The organism is Dysgonomonas sp. Marseille-P4677 (genome assembly GCF_016652235.1).
In the GTDB taxonomy this organism is placed as follows: domain Bacteria; phylum Bacteroidota; class Bacteroidia; order Bacteroidales; family Dysgonomonadaceae; genus Dysgonomonas.
The window spans coordinates 1-19625 of the sequence record NZ_JAEPKU010000006.1 but is presented as its reverse complement, the minus strand read 5'-3'; the positions used below and the strand labels follow the sequence as shown (position 1 = coordinate 19625).

Below are 19625 nucleotides of genomic sequence, written 5' to 3'. Positions count from 1 at the left end.
TTAGCAGTCAAACTTGTTTCTCAATGCATCTAGAACTTCACCCGGGGTAGGTACTATTCCTCCCAAACGGCCATAATGTTCTACCTTTACTTTTCCGTTCACAGCCAGTCTTACGTCTTCGACCATCTGGCCGGCATTCATTTCTACAGTAAGTATACCTTTTATCTTAGATGAATATTTATCTATTTCTTTTGATGGAAACGGCCAAAGAGTAATAGGACGTATCAGCCCTACTTTAATACCTTTAGCACGAGCCAAATCCATTGCTTTTTGACAGATACGGGCAGCCGACCCGAAAGCAACAAGTATATAATCTGCATCTTCGCAATTTATTTCCTGATGCATGGATATTTCCTTTTCTATTTTCTTGTATTTAGCTTGAAGACGTAGGTTATTTACCTCCATCTTATTAGAATCAAGTTCCAATGTGGTTATAATATTAGGCTTGCGGCTTTCCGGTCTTCCTAATGTAGCCCAAGGACATTGTTCTCTGATTTCGGCTTCAGTACGTCTGCGTTTATAAGCAGGAAGCTTAACTTTTTCCATCATCTGTCCAATAACACCATCAGTCAGAATCATGACCGGAGTTAAATATTTAAATGCCAATTCAAACCCTAGCACAACAAAATCAGACATCTCCTGTACCGAACTAGGAGCTAAAGTCAATAATTTATAATCGCCATGTCCGCCTCCTTTTACAGCCTGAAAATAATCGGCCTGTGAAGGCTGTATTGTCCCTAACCCGGGACCTCCACGCATTACATTTACGAGCAAACATGGTAATTCACCAGCTGCTATATATGACACCCCTTCGAGCATCAAACTCATACCCGGACTTGATGATGATGTCATTACAGCTTTACCGCAACCTGCACCGCCATATACCATATTGATAGATGCTGTTTCGCTTTCGGCTTGAAGAACAACCATTCCGGTTGTACGCCATGGCGCTTCAGCCATTAAAGTTTCCAATATTTCCGATTGGGGAGTTATAGGATATCCGAAGTAGCCGTCCGCACCATATCTAATAGCAGCGTGGGCAATAGCTTCGTTACCTTTCATTAAAAATATTTCTTCTGACATAAGCTTTTGATTGATTAAAAAAACGAATTACTTGATCTCCGTCTTACTATTGCGGAGGGGGTAATTCGTTATACTATTCAAACTTTTTCTTGTAAACAGTTAGGCATCCGTCGGGGCAGACATATCCACAATTGGCGCAACCGATACAAGCTTCTGGGTTCTTCATATAAACATAGTGGTAGCCTTTCTGATTCACATTCCTAGGTTGGAGTTCTAATACATCGCATGGACACGAGACCACACAAAGATCACACCCTTTACAACGCTCCTCATTTACTACAACTACTCCTTTTATTTTGGCCATTTCCTTATAATAATTTTTTTAGCATTACTATTTCCTTTTGAAGGAATTCTCGTCTGATCCTAACGCAAAGGTATGTGTATTTATTTTTAAAAACTCCATTTTAATGAATAAAGATGTTAAAAAAAGTAATGTCATTAAACATATATACACATCGCTTCAAATTGGCTTACCCATTGATAATAAAACGATTGTCTACACAACTATTTTACAATAAGCTTTTCAACCTTAATATGAGCGACTTGAATCAGTTCATTTGGATTTATCCGGATTTGCAATCCTCTCTTGCCTGCACTTATATATATAAAATCAAAATTCAGAGCTGATTCATCGATATAGGAAGGATATATTTTTTTCATTCCTATTGGTGAACATGCGCCTCTTATATAGCCTGTAACATTCAGCAAATCTTTCATTGGAATCATTTCACAGTTTTTATTTCCTGAAATTCTGGCAGCGATCTTTAGATCTAATTCCTCATTACCCGGAATAATACAAACAAAATATCCTGATTTATCTCCTTTGAGCACCAATGTTTTAAACAACTGATGCACCGGTTCATCAAGCTGATGAGCTACATGAACTGCGCTCAGGTCGGATTCGTCAACTTCATAGGGTATCAACTTATACTGAACACCCTCTTTATCCAACAGCCTTGCAGCGTTAGTCTTGTCTACCTTCATATAAATGGTATTTTCACATTCGTTTAAACAATCAATTCACCTCTATGTTTATGGAATTAATCATTTATTGTTATCTATTTACTGAAATGTAAAATTAAATATTTTTATTATGAGAAAAATAGGTAATCTATTTATAATTGGTATCGTAATACTGATTGGCACATTATCTTGCAGTAATAGTAGTAAGTATCAGGGATCTGACGATATTTATTCCATGGCCAAAATTGTAACAGAAGAAGAAAGAAGTAGTGCTGATCAGGCATTAGACCAAACGCAAGAAATAGTAAAAAAGGAAGATTCTCAAAACAATACAGTCAAATTTACTCCCCCACAAACTCTCCCCAACTTTATAGTATCGTCAGCTGCATCCAGCACCTTCGATGATGGTGTACATAAATTTATTCGAACAGCAAAAACTAAATTTAAAGTCAAAGATATTGTATTCTCTACACAAGCCATTGAAGACATAGCTATTAAAAACAAAGGCTTTATTATAAAATCAGCTATAACTAATGGAAACTTACATTCTGAAACAATCAATACATCAAAAGATTCGGCAACTGTAAATCATTATTACAATCTCACAGCCAACATAGATTTGAAAATCCCTGCATCTAACTTGGATTCGGTTCTACGCCAAATAGCACCTTTAGCTGTATTGGTAGATTACCGCACTATAGAAGCAGAAGATATCACAATAAAATTAATGGCTGATCAACTGGCACAGATTAGGCTAGGGAAAAGACAAAAAAGAATTTCGAATGCGATAAATACCACAGGTCGCAAACTAAATGATGTGATGGATGCTGAAGACGCACTAGATGCCGCACTGGAAGAAGCTGATAGAAAAACAATATCTGAATACAATATTAATGAACAAATTGCATATAGCACCGTCACTATTGATCTCTATCAGGACAAGATAGAATACTCGGAAATGATTCTTCGAAAAAAAGCTATAAAAGAATACACTCCCGGATTTGGAACAAAATTAATCGATGCTATCTCCAGCGGATGGAGCATTCTCTGTGTTTTAATTTTATTTTTTATAAACATTTGGCCTCTGCTCATCCTCCTCACTATTGGAGCATTTTTTTACATCAGAATCAGAAGAAAAAAAGAAGATTCATAACCCATTCTTCACGCATTTTTTTATCCTATGAAGAATCTAAGAATTATTTATGATTCTTAGATTCTTTACTTTATTCAAAAGATAAAAAGATGGCAATCGCTTATGGAGCCAAGCGCTCTATTTTCCATTCATTATTCTCAAAAGTATATTGTATCCTATCGTGCAAACGATTCTTGCGACCTTGCCAGAATTCGACTAAATAAGGCTTAACAATATACCCGCCCCAATTTGCGGGACGAGGAATATCTTCCCCGGCAAAACGCTTTTCAAATTCGTCCATCAACTTCTCCAAATAGGCTCTATTCGGTATAACTTGACTTTGGGGGGAAGCCCATGCACCTAGCTTACTTTTTGCAGGACGAACTTCGAAATAAGAATCAGAATCCTTTTCAGATATCTTCTCTACAGTTCCTTCTACTCTGACTTGTCTTTCCAGTTCATGCCAGGCAAAATTCAAAGCACAAAATTTATTTTCACTCATCTGCTTTGCCTTGTAGCTTTCATAATTTGTAAAAAAAATAAACCCTTCAGTTTTTATCTGCTTCAGTAATACTATTCGGGATGATGGTCTACCATCGGGTGTGGCTGTAGCTAGATTCATTGCATTAGGCTCTAATACTTCTGCTGATATTGCTTCACCAAACCATTTTTCGAACATCTGAATGGGATCAGAGACTATATCACTCTCATCCAAAGTTTTCAAAGAGAAATCTCTTCTTATATCAAATAAATTAGTCATATTACCTTATATTTAAGAAATCAAATATATGAATATTTAATGATGAGAAAGTATAATAAAATAAAAATCCCCACTGACATCTCGTCTACAGGGATCTTAGATCAACTAAAAAAACTATCAATAGAAAAGTTATGCTAAACAAAGTATATTCTTATCTTTCTGCTTTCTACAATACCTACTACATTGTTCACTAATACTATATCCGAGCAATATACCAAGTATGAAATCTTCTTCCGGAGTTAGCTGATTCAAAGCTTTTTCGCCACATATACGGCTAACAACAGTCAAACATTCCTCTTTTCCGAAAAAGACATTTATATTTCCATTTTTTAATCGTTGTATTTTATAATTAATTGCATTTTTTTCAAGCTTCCATATCGCTTTAGACTCTGCATCAGCAGTTAAGGTATAAAGGACTAAATCACGGACACCTTTTTTATATTCATAAATAAGATGATAAAAAACACGCATAATATATATTCTTTAGATTACCTTCTTCAAATCTTCGACCCAAAGGCTGATACGCTGATCTGTAAGTTCAGATTCATTGTCATTATCAATCAATAATCCGATAAATTGCCCATCAACGACAGCTTCGGAACTATCATAAGTATAACCTTCAGTAGCCACTTTACCAACTAAAGTACATCCTTTGCCTTTTATTGCATCATATATTTTACCCAAAGCATCGCCAAAAGTATCACTGTAAGAAGATGAATCTCCACATCCAAACAACGCAACTGTCTTTCCTTTCAGGTCGGCAGATTTCACTTTATCTATATACGAATCCCAATCGTCTTGTAAATCACCAAAACCGAGCGTAGACGATCCAAACAAAATTACATCGTAAGCTGAATAATCCGCATTGGCTTTTGCCACATCATGCAAATCTGTATTAGACACACCTAATCCTTTTGCTACTTCTTCTGCTACCTCCTGCGTATTCCCTGTTGTTGAACCGTAATATATTCCTATTTTCGACATTATATATAAATTTATAATTATCAATTGTAATTTGTACAGTGCAAAGAAACTGCTTAAAACAAAGACAGGCAATACCAAAAAATAATGAAATTCACCATACTTTCTAATGATTAGTAAGTACAGATAAAATACAAGCAAATAATTATCAATGGCTTACACAAACAAAAAAAAGCAGGTTGAAAAATCAACCTGCTTTTTTATACTATTTAGAACTATTATTTAAGCTTCTGCTTGTGGAAGTACAGAAACATAAGATCTGTCATTTCTCTTTTTGCGGAATACTACAGTACCATCTACTAAAGCAAACAATGTATGATCTTTACCGATACCCACATTTTCGCCCGGATGATGAGTTGTTCCTCTTTGACGAACTATAATATTTCCGGCTTTAACTATTTCTCCGCCGAATGCTTTAACGCCTAATCGTTTACTTTCCGATTCACGGCCGTTTTTCGAACTACCTACACCTTTCTTGTGTGCCATTTTCTTCTGTTTTTACTGATTAAGCAATAATGTCTTTAACTACAATTTCTGAAAATTGTTGACGGTGACCGTTTAATTTACGGTGTCCTTTTCTTCTTTTCTTATGGAAAACTAGAACTTTATCTCCTTTTGCCTGAGATATAACTTCTACCACAACTTTAGCACCTTCTACAGTAGGAGCACCTACGGTTACTGCACCATCTTTATCTACTAATAATACTTTTTCGAACTCTACCTGAGAGCCATTTTCAGCGTTGATTCTGTGAACAAACAACTTTTGGTCTTTCTCAACCTTCATCTGCTGTCCCTGAATGTCTACAATTACGTACATCTGTTTTATTATTTACAGGTTATGCGCCTGAGGCGAACCTATTTACAAGGTTTCTTGTTAGCCTATTGGCAATCGGGTGGCAAAGATAAAAAAATGTTGCCAAAAATTCAAATCTTTTTGCAAGATATTATCTCACCTCACGCATTTTTAATTTACCAACTGTACCTTCTCGGACAGTATTAGGATCTCCACCAATTTCGAAAACTAAAACATCCAATTCTTTTTTGGTTACTTTAACTTGAGTTTCCAGCAACGTAGGGCCAAGCAAATATTTCTGACGAAAATCCTTCAATAATTCATCTTCTATAAAAATAGAATCCGATGTAATAGCATAAGTACCTATTCTTTTTCGAAACGATACATCTGTTTTTTTATCTATCGCCAGAGTTTCTATCGCACCTATAGCTGGATTATTTTGATTCTCACTAAAGATCCGTTTAATTGTATAATTCCGGGAATCTTCCCTAAATAAGTCATTTACATTCATATCCAAAGAAGGATCATTTGTTTCCAGCGTACGCTCTATTACAATCCACTCACCATCAATAGTTGTCGGAATCAGTTCTTTTTTTTCATCACATGAGTAGATAAAAAAAGCCAATGCGAAGAGCACCGATAAAAAACAGTTTTTTTTATTCATAATGTTCTGTAAAATAGGTTCGTTTTGTAATGCTGGACAAAGATACATATATATTTTTATATAAATAAGAATTGCTTCCAAATACTATCGATAAAGAACATAAAGACAGATAAAGCCAACATAATTACCATTATGAAACAAAAAACAACAAATATCAATACAATATTACTTAAATATATTTTATTTAAAAGATAAATATCATATATTTGCCAAATAAACGAACAATTAGATTAAAAAACATAAGAATATGTGTGGATTTGTTGGAGTATTTGATTTAACTCAAGATATAAGTATACTACGCAGCCAGGTATTAAAAATGGCTAAGAAAATAAGACACCGTGGACCGGACTGGTCAGGAATATATTCCGGTACAAAAGCAATTCTTGCGCACGAAAGACTATCTATCGTCGGAATTGACTCCGGTAAGCAACCACTATATAGCAAGGATCAAAATTTAGTACTTGCCGTTAATGGCGAAATCTACAATCATAAAGAGATAAGAAATAAATATCCTGAATATGAATTTCAAACCAACTCTGACTGCGAAGTAATACTCGCATTATACAAAGATAAAGGCGAGAGTCTTTTTGAGGATTTAAATGGAATATTTGCTTTTGCATTATATGACATAGAAAATGATCTGATCCTTATAGGACGTGACCATATGGGAATCATACCCTTATACACCGGATATGATAACCATGGTCAATTTTATGTAGCCAGCGAATTAAAAGCATTAGAGGGGATCTGTCCTAATATTCAGGAATTCCTTCCGGGACACTATATCTTCAGCAAAAATAGCAGTCAAGCAAAAAAATGGTATCAACGAGATTGGATGGAATACCAGAACATAAAAGACAATAAATCGGATATTAAAGAATTGAGATCGGCCCTAGAAAATGCCGTACACCGCCAATTGATGTCCGATGTGCCTTATGGAGTACTACTGTCCGGAGGACTTGACTCTTCTATCATATCAGCTATAGCAAAACAATACGCTGCACACCGCATAGAGGACGACAACAAATCAGAAGCCTGGTGGCCACAACTCCACTCATTTGCAGTAGGACTAAAAGACTCACCCGACTTAATCGCAGCCCGCAAGGTTGCAGACTATATAGGAACAATACATCACGAAATACACTTCACCGTAGAAGAAGCCCTAGATACACTCAGCGATGTAATCTATCATATCGAAACATATGATGTCACCACCGTGCGAGCCTCTACTCCGATGTACCTACTCGCCAGATATATAAAATCGATGGGTGTAAAGATGGTTCTCTCAGGAGAAGGCTCCGACGAGCTCTTTGGTGGCTATTTATATTTTCATAAAGCTCCCGACGCAAAAGCTTTTCACGAGGAAACCGTAAGAAAACTAGATAGATTACATTTGTACGATTGCCTACGCGCAAATAAATCGTTAGCCGCTTGGGGGGTTGAAGGACGCGTTCCTTTTCTTGATAAAGAATTTATGGATGTAGCTATGAATCTTAACCCGCAAGATAAAATGTGCGGAAATGGAAAAATAGAAAAACATATTTTACGACAAGCATTCGAAGACTATCTTCCACAAAGTGTAGCATGGCGTCAGAAAGAACAATTCTCGGATGGCGTAGGCTACAATTGGATAGACTCTCTACGAGAAACAGCAAACAAAAAGATAACAGACAAGCAGATGGAACATGCTTCGGAGAGATTTCCAATCAATCCGCCAATGTCAAAAGAAGAATATTGGTATCGCACAATGTTTGAAGAACACTTCCCTTCAGCATCAGCTTCCCAAACTGTGCCATCTGTACCATCTATAGCTTGCAGTACAGCTACAGCTTTGGAATGGGATGCATCATTCAAAAACAGGATAGACCCGTCGGGGCGAGCTATAAAAACCGTCCATACAGAAGCATACGAAAAATAAATAGAGCGCTTTCCTCAAAGAGCAGTTGAACTCTTCTTTCAACTGCTTTTTTTGCTTAAAACACACATCCTACATAATAACAAATCACACACAAACCCTTTAAACTTTCAATCCATTTCATAAACTCCAAATTCACTCAAATTACAATAAAAAAACAAACAAAGTATTAAAATGAAACTTCAATTCCAAAAGTTAGGATTAAGGACACATAATAGAGTTAAATCATGACATTTGTAAACCATCCCACCAAAGTAAATATCTTTTTGCCCATACAACACAAACAAAATAGATCAAAAAGATGTTTTATTTTAATAAAAATGAAAATATGTTAGATTTTTCTTGCAAAACAGAATATTTTGTACGAAATTTGCATCAGATAAACGATCCACAATAAAAATAATAAAAGAGAGAGGATTTTTTTCCAATGAACAATCTGAAATTTACTAAAATGCAAGGTGCCGGAAACGATTATATATACATCAATGCACTTACCGAGCACATAGAGAATCCCTCACAACTAGCAATCAAATTAAGCAATCGCAACTTTGGAATAGGATCAGACGGACTGGTATTAATACTACCTTCTGAAACATGTGATTTCAGGATGCAGATGTTTAATTCGGATGGTTCAGAAGCCGAAATGTGTGGAAATGCATCAAGATGTGTAGGAAAGTATGTATATGACAATGGGTTAAGTTTAAAGAAAGAAATAACCCTTGAAACAAAAGCCGGCGTAAAATATATTACACTACTGGATGGAAACGAAAAGTCTCGTAATATTACAGTAGACATGGGAGAACCCATACTAGAGCCCAATTTGATTCCCGTAGAAATAGCAGAAGAACCAGTCCTAAACTTCCCTTTAAATATTGACGAGACAACATGGAAGATATCTTGTGTGTCGATGGGAAATCCCCATGCTGTAGTTTTTACAACAAATATAAAAGATTTAGACCTACCTGTTTTAGGCCCTAAATTCGAGAAACACCCTATATTTCCCCGTAAAACGAACACTGAGTTTATAGAAGTCGTAGATCGCCACACACTAAATATGCGAGTATGGGAACGTGGCGCAGGAGAAACATTAGCCTGTGGCACAGGGGCCTGTGCTGCTGCTGTGGCTGCAATACTAAATAATCTTTGTGACAGAAAAATTACCATCCACCTATTAGGAGGGGATTTAGATATAGAGTGGAATAAGGAAAATAATCATGTATACATGACCGGAGAAGCTGTTACAGTTTTTGAAGGAGAATTAGTAAACTAAAATATGGGAAAGAAACTTATATAGACCGAGTCTACATAATAGTTAACCCCCAATTAAATTAATATATGGCATATATAAACGAAAATTATACGAAGCTTCCGGGCAGTTACCTCTTTTCAGATATTGCACGTAAAGTAAATGAATTTAAGATCGCACATCCTGAAGCTAACGTTATACGACTAGGTATCGGAGACGTAACTAAACCTCTACCCAATGCGTCGATAGAAGCGATGCACAAAGCGGTAGACGAAATGGCAAACAGTTCAACTTTCAGAGGTTACGGACCTGAACAAGGATATGACTTTTTAGTAAATACAATAGTAGAGAACGATTATAAAAAACATGGGCTAAACATCTCAATAGACGAAGTCTTTGTTAGCGACGGATCGAAAAGTGATACAGGGAATATTGGCGATATTCTAGGTCTTGATAATATTGTAGCAATAACAGATCCCGTATATCCTGTTTATGTAGATACGAACGTTATGGCCGGACGAGCGGGTGAATTACAAGCTAATGGAAAATGGAATAAAATAGTTTATCTTCCATGTACAGCCGAGAACGATTTCGTACCTGCACTCCCAACAGAAAAGGTAGATATTATTTACTTATGCTATCCAAATAATCCGACCGGTACTACTCTAACAAAAAATCAATTGAAGATATGGGTTGATTATGCTTTAAAAAACAACGCTCTTATATTATTCGATAGTGCATATGAAGCCTTCATTACAGAAAATGATGTTCCTCATAGTATTTATGAAATAGAAGGCGCAAAAGAAGTAGCTATTGAATTCCGCAGTTTTTCAAAAACAGCAGGATTTACTGGAACGCGTTGCGCTTATACTGTGGTTCCGAAAGAATTAATGGGATACACCAAAACCAGAGAAAAGGTTTCATTGAATAAATTATGGAACAGACGCCATACAACAAAGTTTAATGGCGTGCCTTATATTATTCAGCGTGCAGCAGAAGCTTGTTATTCTATCGAAGGAAAACAGCAAGTAAAGAATACAATCGACTATTATCTGAACAATGCAAAAATAATAAGGGAGGGCCTTAGTAATCAAGGACTAAAAGTATATGGTGGTGTAAACTCTCCATATATATGGGTAAAAACACCTAAAGGCATGACATCTTGGGGATTTTTTGACTACCTCCTCAGCGATCTAAATATAGTAGGTACTCCGGGTGTAGGTTTCGGACCTAGCGGAGAAGGCTACTTGAGATTAACGGCATTCGGCACATTAGAAAATACAGAAGAAGCCGTCAGCCGTCTCAAAAGAATTTCTATTTAATAAATCTTATATAACTCAATAAAAGTAAGTTTATGACAAAGTTACGTTTCAAAGCAGTAGCTATAGCCTCGGAAAGAAAACCGGTCGAGGTTAAAAAGCCCAAGGGCAAGACATCGGAGTATTATGGAGAGAGGGTATTTAACCGGAAAGCAATGAGCAAATACCTTTCTAAAGAGACTTTCAAAGCACTGAACAATGCTATAGACAGAGGAGAATCGGTAAACCGTAATCTAGCCGAACATGTTGCTGCGGGGATGCGTATGTGGGCTTTGGAAAACGGAGTTACCCATTATACACACTGGTTCCATCCTTTAACTGATGGTACTGCCGAAAAACATGATGCCTTTGTTGAACACGACGGACAAGGTGGTCTGATCGAAGAATTTGAAGGAAAATTACTAGCACAGCAAGAACCTGACGCATCAAGTTTTCCTTCGGGAGGTTTGAGAAACACATTCGAAGCTCGTGGCTATTCGGCTTGGGATCCATCTTCTCCAGCTTTCATTGTAGGTAATACATTGTGTATACCAACTATCTTCATTTCATACACTGGTGAATCGTTAGACTATAAAACGCCTTTACTAAAAGCCCTCGCTTCGGTAGATAAGGCTGCAACTGAAGTAGCTAACTATTTCAACAAGGATGTAAAAAAGATAATTACAAACCTAGGCTGGGAACAGGAGTATTTCCTTGTAGATGAAGACCTTTTTATGGCTCGCCCCGATTTAGCTTTGACAGGAAGAACCCTGATGAGTCATGAAAGTGCTAAAAACCAACAATTGGAAGATCATTATTTTGGTGCAATCCCTGAACGTGTACAACGTTTTATGGAAGAATTGGAATATGAGTCGTACGCATTAGGTATTCCGGTAAAAACACGCCATAATGAGGTTGCTCCAAACCAATTTGAATTAGCTCCCATCTATGAAGAATGTAATCTTGCCGTAGACCACAACTTACTTGTAATGTCTGTTATGGATAAGGTTGCCCGTAAACATTCATTCAGAATATTATTCCACGAAAAGCCATTCAAAGGAATCAACGGATCGGGAAAACATAACAATTGGTCTCTTTGTACAGACACTGGTATTAACTTATTATCACCGGGAAAAGACAAAGTAGAAAATTTGCGTTTTATCACCTTCGTTGTAAATATTTTGGCAGCTGTACACAAAAACAACGGACTATTAAAAGCATCTATATCATCTGCCACTAATGCGCACCGCCTTGGAGCGAATGAAGCCCCTCCTGCTATCATATCTGTATTCTTAGGTACGCAAGTAAGTGATATTCTCGATAAGTTTGAGAAAAGTGCTGTAAAGGACGCAATTGTTGTAGACAATAAAAAACAAATCAGTTTGGGCGTAGGTCAAATCCCTGAAATATTATTAGATAATACTGACCGTAACCGTACTTCTCCTTTTGCTTTCACAGGGAATCGTTTCGAGTTCCGTGCAGTAGGTTCTTCGGCGAACTGTGCTTCTGCTATGACTGCATTGAATGCTTCTGTCGCTGAACAACTAAGAACATTCAAAGAAGAGGTGGATACTTTGATCAAAAAAGGTAAATCGAAAGAAGAGGCACTATATGAAGTATTAAAAAAATACATAAAAGAATCACGCCCTATCCGTTTCAATGGAAATGGCTATAGCGATGAGTGGAAAGTAGAAGCTAAGAAACGTAAACTAGATTGCGAAACTAGTGTTCCGGTAATATATGACAGTTATACTTCGAAACAAAGTATAAAAACCTTTGCAGGTATATTATCCGAAATAGAATTACATGCCCGTAACGAAGTTAAATGGGAAATATATACAAAGAAAATCCAGATCGAATCACGTGTTTTAGGAGATTTGGCACTAAACCACATCATACCCGTTGCAATCTCATATCAATCGATATTGTTGACAAACGTTTCTAAATTGAAGGATATCTCCGATGATTTTAAAACTCTGGGTGCAGAACAAATCAGATTGATCGAAAAAGTATCTACCCATGTAAATGCTATAAATGCAAAAGTACATGAAATGATAGACGCGAGAAAGCTGGCTAACAATATTGAGAGTGAACGTGAGAAAGCTATTGCTTACCACGATAATGTAGCTCCTTATTTAGATGGAATTCGCTATCATATCGACAAACTCGAATTGATTGTTGATAACGAAATGTGGCCATTAGCTAAATACAGAGAATTACTATTTATAAGATAATTTATAAAGCGGATTAAATTTCTGGAATGCTGGGTTTCAAATTTGAAACCCAGCATTTTATTTTGAGATCAGAAACTGGAAAAAAGTCCGAAATTAAATAACCCTTTATATCCGAAACCTATTTCGCCAAAGAATCCAAAGTGATCCCCATATTTAACCCCTGCCGGAGTTATCTGAAAATTGAAATTTGTTTTACTACTGGAGTCATTCATACCATCAATTTTAGATGTCTGATCATATATAGTTGCACCTAAACCCAATGTACTGTAAAAAGTAAACTTTTCTCTTCGAAAATATACATAATCTGCCTCCGCTGCTATTGTATAATAATCACTATTAAGTTTACCTAACATATCCATGTCTCGAAAAGAATTTGCTTTAGCCCATTCATAAGACAAAGATATTCCTAAATTAATTTTATCTGTTGCAGAGTATTTGTAGCCAAATTGGAAGGCACCTTTGAATGTCTTATCTCCACTCATCAAATTTCTTGTCGCATCAGTAATCTGCATATCATTTAATGCATTTATAAAACCATTTGATGTTGCTACTCCATATCCGACTCTCATTTCATGCCTACCCTCCTGAGCCCATATATTAGCAATTAATATGCTAGATAATAAAATAATAATAACTCTTTTTTTCATGTTTTCTTGTTTTACGTTATGTAAATCGATTTAAGAAAAAGTTATAACTACTAGTAGCGACTATCTAATAAAATAACAATTGTAGTTTATATTTTGTTTTTAATATAAAAACAAAAAGGGGCTTATCCCCATGAAGGACAACCCCTTATATAATTTCATACTTTCTTTACCTTTATCTTCTTCTTTCTGCCGCATAGAACTTAGATTGGATATAATCCAATTCATTTTCAATGCGCATGCGTTCGGCTATTAAATCTTTCATATCAGGAAAATAAACTGATAACTGTCTAAGGCCAACCTGATAAATACATCCTCTGTAATATCTGTTTCTTATAATATCAAAGATAGAAGCATTACTTAAAACCGGAGTTATATTAGCTACAGCTACCGGAGAAATCGCTCTTGCCAAATAAACGCTTACATCATCAAAACGTATCCAGAACATTGGATAATGCTTTCCTTTGTCAAACATTACAGGGCAGATATGGGTAACACGTACATCACCTTTTCCTGTTTTGATATCATAATACCATTTCTCCTTAACTAGATAATGTAGTATCTTACTGGATGGGATATCTTCTTTCTTTACAGTAACTGTATGATCTCCATTTTCAGTGAAAGGAATCAAATTATCCTTTAGTACATCTTTTATCTCAAGTTTACTATCATCACTCATATCCGGTTGCGCTTCATATCTGTATGCGACAACAGTATTTGTACTTAGTAAATTTATCAATGTGGAGAATAGATTTACCCGGCTATCTGTAGATTGTTGAGGATAGAAGAATGTCTCATTTCCCTCTACATCATCACTTATCTGTCTGTAAATATCACGTGACCATGTAGTAGAAGAATAGTCATTCATCGAATTTTCCATTACAAAAAGTTCTCTAGTAGATATTTCTGTAACCTTATCTTCTGCTGTAGAAGTCACTGGTGCCGCATCTAATATGCGGGGACCATTATTTGCCGTGTTTTGTGCAGTCAAAGTACTTGTAAGAAGTATTCCGCCAAACATTAATGAAACTAGATATTTCATAATATTCTATTTTGTGTTAATTAATTAATCGTTACTTGCATAGGATATACATCCTGTTCTACCCCGTCGGGGCCTTTTACTTTAATATCTGTTATATAAAATCGTGTCCCTCTATTCATTCTGCGAATCTGATCTAATTGGCGTGGAGAAAAATCCGCACCATTAGACATCTCCGGAGTTATATTCCCCATCGCATCTTGCGAGAATGTTTTAAAACTTAGAACAGCGAAAGGAATATCTAAAATACCATCATCGATAGAAGCTTTTAGTCCTGAAGCACCCAGTATAACCGATCTGCCCAAAGCCCCTTTTCTAAATACTCTAGGACTTCCATTTTGATCTTTGTAGGCAATATAAGCTAATGGCTGAGGCAAAGCCCTTATTCGAAACTCCTTGCGAGCAATATTTTGTGTAATGCCATTAACTTTAGCCGATACGGAAATCACAAACTTCTGTCCTATCTTATCTCTGGATGGCTTTGCAACCCATATTCCACTACGTGAAGTAGTCAAAGATCCTCCATCTAAAGATGTTGCGACAACATCTTTGGTAGCTACCCCCGGCACTGATATACTGATTTCATTATCAATACCTGAATATAGCACATCCATCAATAATGGCGCTATAGTAGCCATAGGCTCCATTACGGTATATTCCTGAGTAAACTCTCGTTTCAGAGGGAATCCATTTCGATCCATCAACTCTATAAATCCATTAAACTTATATGAACCAGGTGTTCCAACTCCAAACTCATATAAACCATTTTTATCTCTTGGTAACTCTTTACCATCGATTACTATGCGTGGACGCTGAGTTGTATCTATAGCTGCAACAATAATCCTGGCTGAATAATTAGTTCCCCGCATTACCATATTTGATTGAGGTAAAACTAATGCTTCTAACTGATTTACACGAATGTCCTTCAAGTCGATATTCTGCGCCAGATTATTTAAGACCTCACCTTCAGCTTGCTTAACATTTACCTGCAATTCAGATAAAAATGTTATAGCAGCAATACTCGGCATCCTGTCAAAGGCAGCCTGAATCCAGGTTTTATTATCTTTCTTAGCTCTCGGCGAAGGCTCAGTAGATAATGTTTGTCTGACAATATTTTTCTTTGCACTATCTGAAATATGGATCAATATATCTTCTCTATAGGTATCCAGCAGTTTCTTTAAATTATTGCCTTGTCCTCCGACCAGCGAAATCATAACTTCAGAGGCTGCATCTATATTATCCTTCGATTTCAAATTGTCTATATCAGCATCCTTTCCATCACTCTTCTTCGCTATTTCTAATTTGAGATATTGAATATAGTTATGAATAGAATCTGATTTACGTTTGACATCTTGCGATATATTATACCATACCTGTGTCTTTTCAGGATTACCAGCATAAGACGTTTCTATATCAGTATAGATTTGCTTGTTACGATCTGAGGTAACTTGAATATTCTCTTGGAGATTATCATTTACCAATACAAACCCGTCAAGTACCTCTGTTGATACATTTAAAGCAAGCATAGCAATAAAAACCAGATACATCAGATTTATCATCTTCTGTCGCGTCAATTGCCCTTTACTTAATGCCATTGGTTTCTTTTCTTTTTTATTTCCAGATAAGCCAAATTATTAACTTCTAGAAATTAGTAGGGTTCGTATTATTGTTATTTGTTGTCATAGCCTGTAACAAGCGCGTATAAACATTGTTTAACGCTTCGATATGCTTAGTCATCTTTGCGGACTCTTCTCGGAACATATAACTATCGCCAATAGCCCCATCGTACAAATTCTTCATGCGCATAAGACTATCATTAATATATCGGATGGCTGACATTTGCTCTGTAATTGTCTGAAGTTGAGAGTTGAATACCTCATTCAAACCACTTACATTTTGATTTAATGTTGTCAGATTTTCTACAAATCCTTGATTCTCCGTAATATTCTGATAAGCACTTAATAACTTATGAGAGGCTTCATTCAATGATTGGATTGTTCCAGAAAACTCTTCCAGATTTTGAGCTGTGGCAGACATGCTATGAGCATATCCCGGAGGAACAGAATTATCCTGCGATCCTCCTGGAATTGGAGTTGATCCTTGGTAAGATGATGTATTTCCAGTACTTGTTCTGCCTGCTCCTGAAATAGACGAACCTCCGGCATTTCCGTTTCCACCACCAGCTATCACAACAACAGATCCGGGATTATTACCGGCTTTACTATTATCAGAACCACCTCTAGATGTAATAGCATCTAGGTTTACCCCTATATTTGTTGTACCTGAGGTAGAAACGTCGGTTCCCTGAAATACTCCGGCAACAACACCTGGTCCACTTTCAGAATTAGCTGAAACATGATCGAAAGCCGAAAATAGAAACACGCAAGCTTCAGTAATCATCCCAGCCATCAATACATAATCGGCAAAAGGAAGATGTATAATTTTAAACATCGCTCCAATAATAACAACTGCAGCTCCCCAGCTATATAAATAATTGAAAACTATTTGTCCTCTTCTGCTGGATATAAAATGTTTTATACTACCTACCTTCACCATCTTACAATTTAAATATGTTATATAAGTATATAACTTATATTTTACAATTTTATTTTATCTTAGTTTACCTTTTTCATCAACTCCCCAAGACCTTACACAGCGAAATCCAATAAAAGAACGCGCTTTATCCTGAAACTCAACTGATCTTTCTCCCGATCTTACAGTGGCATCTTTCCACGAGCCACCTTTTACAATTTTACGTTTCAATATTGCAGGATCAGCTAGTACAGCTCTATAACTAAAATCCGGATTAGCTTCATCGGCCATACGATCCACAGACTCGGTAAAAGTTGTTGTTGTCCATTCCGACACATTACCTGCCATATCATACAATCCAAAACGGTTAGGTAAGAATGTAGCTACCGGTGACACTAAATCTTTTAAATCTTTAGAAGCTCTGAAATTAGCATGAGCCAATCCATCTGTTGTGTGGGTCTGGTCCGAATACCAAGGGTATTCTAATTCCGAACGACCATTCCTTGCTGCAAACTCCCATTCAGCTTCAGTAGGCAATCTATAACCTTCAAATCCAGTCTGAGAGCATCGACCATCAGCCTTATAACGATCAGTGCGCCAAGCACAATAGGCATCTGCCGATTCCCATGAAACACCTACAACTGGGAAGTTATCATAATTCTTTGATGTAAAATAATTTTGAACATATTGCTCACTTTTTGCATTAGCAAAGTCTGTCATCCAAGTCATTACATCGGGATATATATTTACTATATATGTATTCGTAAAATCGACCTGATCTCCATGCGAAGTTCTTGACAATGTTTCACGAATAACATCTCCTCTCATGTTTACATATGCAGTATCTTTAGTTATTACAATAGAAGACGCTTCTCCTGAACGCATTTTACCTAAAAATGCATAATAACTTTTAGAATCGAACCAATCATATTTATAGTTTAACGCCGAAGAAACCAAGCCTCCTTTATCTGCTCCAAATGGATTACCTCCGACAACACTCTCTATGGCTGAAGCCTCTCTACTTGTTGGGTTGTTCCAAGGAATCGGTTTTTGCCAGTTCAGTCTTTGTCCAACAGCGCCACCACTAGCATTATCGGGTCTTACTAAAACCTTAAACGTAGGATCACCACCATATGCAGGATCAGCCAAACGTTCTCTGATAATAGAATCCCGAACCCAATATACAAACTCACGATATTGTTTATTTGTCACTTCTGTCTCATCCATCCAAAATGGACTTACAGCAACCAGCTTACGAGGTACTGAGTCACCCCAAAGAGGATCGACTCCTGTTCCCATTTCAATATTACCACCCGGCACCAATACCATTTTATCACAACCACGGGCAATATTGTATGGCATATTTAAACGAGTTTCAATAGCAGGATCAATATATTTAGGCTCACCAAATTTGTAAGTAACTCCTAATGTAGCCTGAGCAATACCATTATTACTCATATCTCCTTTTTGCCCATCGAAGCTATCACTTACGAGAATACCTCTACCTTCGGCATATACCTGAAAATTCTTCACAAAATTATAGGCTATTTGCGCACCAAAGCTTCCACCCACAAATGTATTATTCAAAGTTCCATTATGAGCAAAACGCTGATAAAGACCTACCCCGGCAAAAGGATTAACTTCCCATTTTCGCAATGGAGTATACCCATTTATTAGATTTAATAAATTTAAAGTAACATCCCCTGTAGCACCGAAATAGCGCATATGCTGCATATAATATCCTCCATTCTCTTTCCAACGTGTTGCATGATAGACAGGAACATTCGTTCCATCAACTGGGGAATATTCATAGTCCACGCCTTCTACCCAGCCCATATAATCCCACTGAGGATCTTTCGACATTTTCTTAAAATCATCCCCGTTAGAACCATCCTTCCACCATCTAGTGTAAGTTCCATTCCAACCATCATTAAAACCATGCAAAGACCCACCAGATAATTGTAAACGTAATGAAATAAAATTACTCATTCGTCGACCTATCGTAAGAGTAGGAGCAAAAGTCGCTCTCTTATCCAACCCTATCCGATTACCGGGAACACCATTATCATCTTCTCCAAAATAAACCTGAGCTCCGGCACCTACGGATATAAACCAAACCGGATCTTTAAGAAGATATTCATTTCGAGAAGGAACTGAATATTGTACAGAACTATTATTCTGTGCAAATGACACTATTGATACACAAAGCAATAGCAGTGGAGTTAGTAAAGTTTTCTTGTTCATATGTTTTGTATCAGTTATATAACCATTTAGGTGCTGCAAAGATAAGATATATTTTTGAAATTATTATTCATTTATACATTAAAAAGCAATTCTATAG

19 protein-coding genes are annotated in these 19625 nt (G+C 36.6%); 5 read left to right on the top strand and 14 right to left on the bottom strand.

Translation table 11 applies throughout. The annotated features are described in order from the left end of the window. The 3 genes from JGH11_RS02575 to ybaK all read right to left on the bottom strand — a co-directional run bounded on the left by JGH11_RS02575 (window position 1) and on the right by ybaK (window position 2067). Entirely contained in the window at window positions 1-1083 is a 1083-nt protein-coding gene (locus tag JGH11_RS02575; RefSeq protein ID WP_201110005.1) for a 3-methyl-2-oxobutanoate dehydrogenase subunit VorB, read from the bottom strand. Window positions 1084-1156: 73 nt separating this feature from the next. Then, window positions 1157-1387 (bottom strand): 4Fe-4S dicluster domain-containing protein, encoded by a 231-nt coding sequence (locus JGH11_RS02570; protein ID WP_201110004.1) that lies wholly within the window; start codon window positions 1385-1387, stop codon window positions 1157-1159. Between the two features lie 200 nt (window positions 1388-1587). Then, window positions 1588-2067: a Cys-tRNA(Pro) deacylase gene (gene ybaK, locus JGH11_RS02565; protein ID WP_201110003.1), complete on the bottom strand. Its 480-nt coding sequence runs from the start codon at window positions 2065-2067 to the stop codon at window positions 1588-1590. A gap of 109 nt (window positions 2068-2176) precedes the next feature. Here ybaK and JGH11_RS02560 point away from each other — a divergent pair, with 109 nt between their 5' ends. Further along, window positions 2177-3199 (top strand): DUF4349 domain-containing protein, encoded by a 1023-nt coding sequence (locus tag JGH11_RS02560; RefSeq protein ID WP_201110002.1) that lies wholly within the window; start codon window positions 2177-2179, stop codon window positions 3197-3199. Window positions 3200-3299: 100 nt separating this feature from the next. Here the strand turns inward: JGH11_RS02560 and pdxH are convergent, their stop codons facing one another. From pdxH to JGH11_RS02530, 6 genes are all read right to left on the bottom strand, one after another. Further along, window positions 3300-3938 (bottom strand): pyridoxamine 5'-phosphate oxidase, encoded by a 639-nt coding sequence (gene pdxH / locus JGH11_RS02555; RefSeq protein ID WP_201110001.1) that lies wholly within the window; start codon window positions 3936-3938, stop codon window positions 3300-3302. Window positions 3939-4067: 129 nt separating this feature from the next. Further along, complete coding sequence (locus JGH11_RS02550) at window positions 4068-4409, bottom strand: DUF2023 family protein (protein ID WP_201110000.1); 342 nt, start codon at window positions 4407-4409, stop codon at window positions 4068-4070. Window positions 4410-4421: 12 nt separating this feature from the next. Next, complete coding sequence (locus JGH11_RS02545; protein WP_201109999.1) at window positions 4422-4922, bottom strand: flavodoxin; 501 nt, start codon at window positions 4920-4922, stop codon at window positions 4422-4424. A 219-nt stretch (window positions 4923-5141) separates the two neighbouring features. After that, complete coding sequence (rpmA, locus tag JGH11_RS02540) at window positions 5142-5405, bottom strand: 50S ribosomal protein L27 (RefSeq protein ID WP_201109998.1); 264 nt, start codon at window positions 5403-5405, stop codon at window positions 5142-5144. A 19-nt stretch (window positions 5406-5424) separates the two neighbouring features. Further along, window positions 5425-5736 (bottom strand): 50S ribosomal protein L21, encoded by a 312-nt coding sequence (gene rplU / locus JGH11_RS02535; RefSeq protein WP_201109997.1) that lies wholly within the window; start codon window positions 5734-5736, stop codon window positions 5425-5427. A 127-nt stretch (window positions 5737-5863) separates the two neighbouring features. Further along, window positions 5864-6376, bottom strand: coding sequence for a hypothetical protein (locus tag JGH11_RS02530; RefSeq protein WP_201109996.1), 513 nt, complete (start codon window positions 6374-6376; stop codon window positions 5864-5866). 247 nt (window positions 6377-6623) lie between these two features. Between JGH11_RS02530 and asnB the strand changes: the two genes are divergently transcribed. The 4 genes from asnB (at window position 6624) to JGH11_RS02510 (ending at window position 13069) form a co-directional block, all read left to right on the top strand. Further along, window positions 6624-8294 (top strand): asparagine synthase B, encoded by a 1671-nt coding sequence (asnB, locus tag JGH11_RS02525; protein WP_201109995.1) that lies wholly within the window; start codon window positions 6624-6626, stop codon window positions 8292-8294. A 424-nt stretch (window positions 8295-8718) separates the two neighbouring features. Further along, the gene (dapF, locus tag JGH11_RS02520) at window positions 8719-9561 is read left to right on the top strand and encodes a diaminopimelate epimerase (protein ID WP_201109994.1); all 843 of its coding nucleotides are present in this window, start codon (window positions 8719-8721) and stop codon (window positions 9559-9561) included. A gap of 65 nt (window positions 9562-9626) precedes the next feature. Then, window positions 9627-10859, top strand: coding sequence for an LL-diaminopimelate aminotransferase (locus JGH11_RS02515; RefSeq protein ID WP_201109993.1), 1233 nt, complete (start codon window positions 9627-9629; stop codon window positions 10857-10859). A gap of 32 nt (window positions 10860-10891) precedes the next feature. Next, complete coding sequence (locus JGH11_RS02510; RefSeq protein WP_201109992.1) at window positions 10892-13069, top strand: glutamine synthetase III; 2178 nt, start codon at window positions 10892-10894, stop codon at window positions 13067-13069. Between the two features lie 68 nt (window positions 13070-13137). On the opposite strand, the gene JGH11_RS02505 is transcribed toward JGH11_RS02510, so the two are convergent. From JGH11_RS02505 to JGH11_RS02485, 5 genes are all read right to left on the bottom strand, one after another. Then, entirely contained in the window at window positions 13138-13716 is a 579-nt protein-coding gene (locus JGH11_RS02505) for an outer membrane beta-barrel protein (protein WP_201109991.1), read from the bottom strand. Window positions 13717-13888: 172 nt separating this feature from the next. Further along, window positions 13889-14755: a gliding motility protein GldN gene (gene gldN / locus JGH11_RS02500; protein WP_201109990.1), complete on the bottom strand. Its 867-nt coding sequence runs from the start codon at window positions 14753-14755 to the stop codon at window positions 13889-13891. 20 nt (window positions 14756-14775) lie between these two features. Then, a complete protein-coding gene (gldM, locus tag JGH11_RS02495) occupies window positions 14776-16347 on the bottom strand; it encodes a gliding motility protein GldM (protein ID WP_201109989.1) in 1572 nt (523 codons plus the stop codon). A 46-nt stretch (window positions 16348-16393) separates the two neighbouring features. Continuing rightward, complete coding sequence (gene gldL, locus JGH11_RS02490; protein WP_201109988.1) at window positions 16394-17308, bottom strand: gliding motility protein GldL; 915 nt, start codon at window positions 17306-17308, stop codon at window positions 16394-16396. A gap of 54 nt (window positions 17309-17362) precedes the next feature. Continuing rightward, the gene (locus JGH11_RS02485; RefSeq protein ID WP_201109987.1) at window positions 17363-19528 is read right to left on the bottom strand and encodes an SUMF1/EgtB/PvdO family nonheme iron enzyme; all 2166 of its coding nucleotides are present in this window, start codon (window positions 19526-19528) and stop codon (window positions 17363-17365) included. Between the last annotated feature and the right edge of the window lie 97 nt (window positions 19529-19625).